Raw genomic sequence first — 5,558 nt, forward strand, 5'->3', positions numbered from 1 at the left:
GAAGCTCGGCACCGAATGGGAACAAACGAGCGCGCACGCCGCGAACCGGCAACAGGAAATCTGCGACGCGCTCGCGCAAACCTCACGCGACATCTCCGCCCAAACGCAAGCGCATGCGCGCGACACGATCGCCGAGATCTCCCGGCTCGTGCAGGCCGCGTCGGAAGCGCCGAAGGCCGCGGCCGAAGTCGTCGCCGAGCTGCGTCAGAAGCTCTCCGACAGCATGGTCCGCGACACCGCGATGCTCGAGGAGCGAAGCCGGCTGCTCGCCACGCTCGAAACCCTTCTCGATGCGGTCAACCACGCGTCGACCGAGCAGCGCACGGCCGTCGACGCACTCGTCGCGACGAGCGCCGACCTGTTGCAACGCGTCGGCGCACAATTCACCGAGCGGATCGACGCCGAAACCGGCAGGCTCGGCGCCGTCGCCGCGCAGGTGACGGGCAGCGCGGTCGAAGTCGCGAGCCTCGGCGAAGCGTTCGGCGCGGCCGTCCAGTCGTTCGGCGAATCGAACGACACGCTCGTCGCGCATCTGCAGCGCATCGAAGCCGCGCTCGACAAGTCGCTCGCGCGCAGTGACGAGCAGCTCGCCTATTACGTCGCGCAGGCGCGTGAAATCATCGACCTGAGCATGCTGTCGCAGAAGCAGATCATCGAAGACCTGCAGCGCGTCGCCGGCCGGCAGGCATCCGTCGGAGCCGAAGCGGCATGAGCGACGAAATCGACGGCGGCCTCGAACAGACCGCGCCGATCTGGGCCGCGTTCGGCGACCTGATGTCAGTGCTGCTCGGCGCGTTCGTGCTGATTCTCGTCGGCGTGATCGGCGTGCAGCTCGAGCTGTCGTCGAAGCTCGACGCCGAGGTCAGGCAACGGCAGATGGAAACGCAGCGCCGCAAGACGCTCGAACAGGCGCTGGCGGGCCCGCTCGCGGCGGGACGCGTGACGCTCGTCAACGGACGCATCGGCATCAGCGGCAGCGTGCTGTTCGCGCTGAACTCCGACGAGCTGCAGCCGGCCGGCCGCGATCTGCTGAAGAGCCTCGCCGGGCCGCTCGCGGCTTACCTCAGCGCGAATCACGAGATCCTGATGGTGAGCGGCTTCGCGGACGACCTCCAGGTGCGCGCGGGCAATCGCCGCTTCGCGGACAACTGGGAGCTGTCGGCCAAGCGCGCGCTGACGGTGACGCGCGCGTTCATCGACGAAGGCGTGCCGGCGGCGTCGGTGTTCGCGGCGGCGTTCGGCTCCGAGCAGCCCGTGAGCCCGAACTCGGACGATACGGGGCGCGCGAAGAACCGGCGCGTCGAGATCGCACCGGTTCCGCGGCCGACGGCCGGCGACGGTGAACGCCGTGAATGACGCTGCGGCCCGCGCGCAAGACACGCTCGACGCATGGCGCACGCGCGGCGCGGATCGGCTCGACCCCATGCGCTTTCGCTTCATCGATGCGCTGCGGCGGCGCGCGGCCGACCACACCGGCGACGCGCGCCGGATTCTGGATGCGCGGCTGTCGGCGCTGATCGACGCGTACGCGGACGATCTTCGGCGCGCGTCTTCGGCCGCCGATGCGGCCAAAGACGCGGCGTCGGCATTGGAATCGGCATCGGCTTCTGCATCGGCTTCGGCGTCGGCTCCGGCTCCGGCTCCGGCTTCGGCTTCGGCGTCGGCGTCGGCTTCGGCTCCGGCTCCGGCTCCGGCTTCGGCTCCGGCTTCGGCTCCAGCGTTGACGCCGGCATTGGAATCGGCGTCGATGCCCGCATCGACGCCGACGCCTGCGCCGCCCGCACCCGCACGCGGGCCGCTCGCCGCACTGCTCGACTACATCGGCGGCCAGGCGCGCCCGAACGCGGGCGGCCCGTCCGCCGGCGCCAATGACGCCAATGACGCCGCGAACCGCAACCGCCGCGCCCTTCGCGCGGAACCGGACATGCTCGACTACTTCCGGCAAACCTGGTCGAAGGTCAGCGCGGACAGCCAGTTGCTCGCCTCGCTCGAACAAGTGCCGAAGAACGCCGGACCGCTCAATTCGAGCAGCCTCGTGCACCGGTCGCTGTCGCTGATGCGCGAGCTGTCGCCCGAGTATCTGCGGCAGTTCCTCTCGTATGTCGATGCGTTGTCGTGGCTCGAGCAGATGAACGGCGACGACGACGCCGCGAGCGGCGACGCGGCGCGCGCCGGAAGCGCCGCCACGAAGAAGGGCGCGCGAAGGAAATCGCGGTAACGCCGCGTTTCGGCGCGCCGCGCAAGCCGCACGAGCCGCACGAGCCGCGCAAACCGCGCCGCAGCGCGGCGCCGGCCGCGCGCCCCCCCGGAACGCTACCCGCCCGTCACCACGAACCGGCCGTCGCTCTGCAACTGCGCGTATGCGCCGGCACGGCCGGCGGTGCCGCTGTTCCAGAGCGGCCGCCCCGCGGTGTCGTATTCGACGAGATTGCCGTCCGCCTGCATCACGACCCGCGCGGCGATCTGCGACGACACGCCGTTGCTCCACACCGCCGCGCCGCCTTGGTAGGTGACGAGATTTCCGTCGCTCTGGAGCACGAGCTTGAACCGGCCGTCGCACGACACGAGCGCCGGCCCCACGGCAAGCCCCTGGTTCGGCCCGAGCGCGCCGCACGCGGGCACGCCGGCCGCCTGCGGCCCGGGATTGGCCGGCACCACGTCGGTCGCGGGCGATTCGCCGCGCACCACGCGCCCCGCCTCGTAAGCGAATCGCAAATACCAGTCGCTCGGGAGCGCGCGCCCGTCGGCATCGAGCGTCAGCCAATATCCCTGGTCGGGCGCATCGCCTCGCTTGCCGGCCGCCTTGAAGATCGCCGTCCCCTCGTTGACTTCGTCGAACATCGCGATCTTGATCGCCGACGTGCCGCTCGACACCGCGTTATACACCTGCCGCCAGAGAAATGCGCCGCCGAGCCGGGGCACCTGGTTCGCCGGCTTGTCCGGACTCGACATCGAGCGACGCCATCTCGACTTGCTCGCGCCGAAGGCGCGGGCGATACGGCAAGTAGTCCGCGTTGCGTTCGCGGCCGCGAAATGCCTCGATGCTCGCCACTGTAAAATTCTCCCGTTCTTCCGTTTCGTCATGCGCGGCGCGGGCAGACGCCATGCAGGCGAATCGGCCCCGAACGCATTCGTCTCGGTCAACGCCGATCGGGGCGCAACGTTCCCGGCTTCATCGATTTTTCTGGATTCAACGGCATCCCGAACATGACTTACTCACTCGCCACCACTTACATTCGGGAACTCGAGATCCGCAAGAGCCGTTTCATCGCATACGCGATCCCGGTCGAGGGCCGCGACGCGGCGATGGCCGAGTTGCAGCGGCTGCGCGCCGAGCATCCGGGCGCGACGCACGTCTGCTGGGCGCTGCTCGCGGGCGGCCAGTCCGGGATGTCGGACGACGGCGAGCCGTCCGGCACCGCCGGCCGGCCGATTCTCGAAGTGCTGCGCCATCACGATCTCGACGGCGTGCTCGGCGCGGTCGTCCGCTACTTCGGCGGCGTGAAGCTCGGCGCGGGCGGCCTCGTGCGCGCGTACACCGACGCGATCGCCGCCGCGCTCCTCGACGCCGAGCGCATCGAGCGCATCGCGTACGCGCGGCTCGCGATCGAGACCGGCTATCCGGACGAAGCGCGCGTGCGCCGCTGGATCGAGCAGGAAGGCCACGACCTCGTCGACAGCGCGTACGGCATGACGGTGAAGCTCGTGATCCGGCTGCCCGCGAATGCGCTCGGCGCGGCGCGCGACACGTTGTTCGATCTGACGCAAGGGCGCGCCGGGTTTCCTTCAGTCGACTGACGAGCGCGAGGCCGCGCACGGAACGCCGGGCGATGCGACGGGTGCCGGCGATGGGCTTGCGCCGGATGGATGCGCGGCGCATCCCGTGCCGTGCCGCGCCACGCGGCATTTTTGCGCCGCAGCGGTCAGCCAGGGGCGTCGGCGAGCACGGAACGCGCAGTCGACGATTCGAAGCGGACATTCGGCGACGGCTGTTGCCGCTGTTGCCGCTGTTGTCGCCTCGTCGCCTCGTCGCCCTGCGCCCCCGCCAACTCGCCGATCCACCGATCCACCAGCCTGCCAGCCCAACGATTTGCCGAATCACCGCTCGGCCGATTCGCCGCCCCATCCGCTCCTCAGTCCGTCGTCCCGTCAGAATCGATCGCACGACGGCGGGATCGATCCGGCCAACGCCCCCGCCGACGTTCCCGCCCGCCACGAAACGAATGGCCGCCGCCCCCGGTTTGCGCTATCGTGGCGTCACTTTTTCACGTCGATCCGCGCCGCCCGCGCCACGCCCATGTCCGCACGCATGAACGCGGCTTTCACCGCACTCCTCGCCGCCGCGCTGTTCGGCGCCACCACGCCGCTCGCGAAGACGCTGCTCGGCTCGCTCACGCCGTTCATGGTCGCAGGCCTCTTCTATCTCGGCAGCGGCATCGGCCTCGCGACGTTCATATTGATTCGCCGGCTCGCGCGCGGCGCCGACGCGTCGCAGGCCGAGCAGTCGCGAGTGACGCCCGCCGAGCTTCCGTGGCTCGCGGGCGCGGTCGCGGCAGGCGGCGTCGCGGGCCCCGCGCTGCTGATGCTCGGCCTCGCGACGACGCCCGCCGCGACAAGCGCGCTGCTGCTGAATCTCGAAGGCGTGTTCACCGCGGTCATTGCGTGGGTCGTGTTCCGCGAGAACGTCGACGCACCGATCTTCGCCGGCATGGTCGCGATCGTCTCGGGCGGCGCGCTGCTGTCGTGGCATCCGGGCGCGGCGGGCGTGCCGCTCGGCGCACTGCTCGTCGCGGCCGCCTGCGCGTGCTGGGCGATCGACAACAACCTGACGCGCAAGGTTTCGACCAACGACGCCGCGACGATCGCGTGCATCAAGGGCCTCGTCGCGGGCCCGGTCAATCTCGGCATTGCGCTCGCGCTCGGCGCGAAACTGCCCGCCGCCGCGTCGACGGCCGCCGCGATGCTCACGGGCTTCGCCGGCTACGGCGTGAGCCTCGTGCTGTTCGTCGTCGCGCTGCGCAACCTTGGCACCGCGCGGACCGGCGCGTATTTTTCGGTCGCGCCGCTGTTCGGCGTCGGACTGTCGCTAGCGCTGTGGCCCGAGTGGCCGCCGCTGCCGTTCTGGGCGGCCGCGGCGCTGATGGCGATCGGCATCTGGCTGCATCTGCGCGAGCGGCACGAGCACGCGCACACGCACGACGCGCTCGAGCACAGCCACCGGCATCGCCACGACGAGCATCATCAGCACACGCACGATTTCGACTGGGACGGCGCGGAGCCGCACACGCATCCGCATCGGCATGCGCCGATCACGCATACGCACGCGCACTTTCCGGACATTCATCACCGGCATTCGCACTGACGGCGAGCGTCGGAATGCAGCCGGCATTGCAACTCGGCGAGTTGAACTCGAAGCCTTGCGGTTGGGGCTTGGGGAACTTTGGGCCGTCGGCGTCAAACTTCGAGTCGTGAGCTTCGAGTCGTGAGCTTCGAGTCGTGAGCTTCGAGTCGTGAGCTTCGAGTCGTGAGCTTCGAGTCGTGAGCTTCGAGTCGTGAGC

At 69.9% G+C, this 5,558-nt stretch carries 5 protein-coding genes and 1 pseudogene; 5 read left to right on the forward strand and 1 reads right to left on the reverse strand.

The window, feature by feature from the left end; genetic code table 11:
- From X946_RS04435 to X946_RS04445, 3 genes and pseudogenes are all read left to right on the forward strand, one after another.
- Positions 1-712: pseudogene (locus X946_RS04435) on the forward strand (DUF802 domain-containing protein); the annotation flags it as partial.
- Complete coding sequence (locus X946_RS04440; RefSeq protein WP_038744487.1) at positions 709-1,356, forward strand: OmpA family protein; 648 nt, start codon at positions 709-711, stop codon at positions 1,354-1,356. The pseudogene X946_RS04435 and the gene X946_RS04440, both read left to right, overlap by 4 nt.
- Complete coding sequence (locus X946_RS04445; RefSeq protein WP_038744490.1) at positions 1,349-2,218, forward strand: DUF2894 domain-containing protein; 870 nt, start codon at positions 1,349-1,351, stop codon at positions 2,216-2,218. Before X946_RS04440 ends, X946_RS04445 begins: the two co-directional genes overlap by 8 nt.
- A 95-nt stretch (positions 2,219-2,313) precedes the next feature.
- Here X946_RS04445 and X946_RS04450 read toward each other — a convergent pair whose 3' ends face one another.
- The gene (locus X946_RS04450; protein WP_052145006.1) at positions 2,314-2,952 is read right to left on the reverse strand and encodes a hypothetical protein; all 639 of its coding nucleotides are present in this window, start codon (positions 2,950-2,952) and stop codon (positions 2,314-2,316) included.
- Positions 2,953-3,207: 255 nt separating this feature from the next.
- Here X946_RS04450 and X946_RS04455 point away from each other — a divergent pair, with 255 nt between their 5' ends.
- Both X946_RS04455 and X946_RS04460 read left to right on the forward strand, forming a co-directional pair.
- On the forward strand, positions 3,208-3,798 hold the full coding sequence (locus X946_RS04455; RefSeq protein WP_038744488.1) for an IMPACT family protein: 591 nt from the start codon (positions 3,208-3,210) through the stop codon (positions 3,796-3,798).
- A 499-nt stretch (positions 3,799-4,297) separates the two neighbouring features.
- Positions 4,298-5,362 (forward strand): DMT family transporter, encoded by a 1,065-nt coding sequence (locus tag X946_RS04460; RefSeq protein ID WP_038744489.1) that lies wholly within the window; start codon positions 4,298-4,300, stop codon positions 5,360-5,362.
- Positions 5,363-5,558 lie beyond the last annotated feature (196 nt).

Source organism: Burkholderia sp. ABCPW 111 (genome assembly GCF_000773065.1).
Lineage (GTDB): Bacteria > Pseudomonadota > Gammaproteobacteria > Burkholderiales > Burkholderiaceae > Burkholderia > Burkholderia savannae.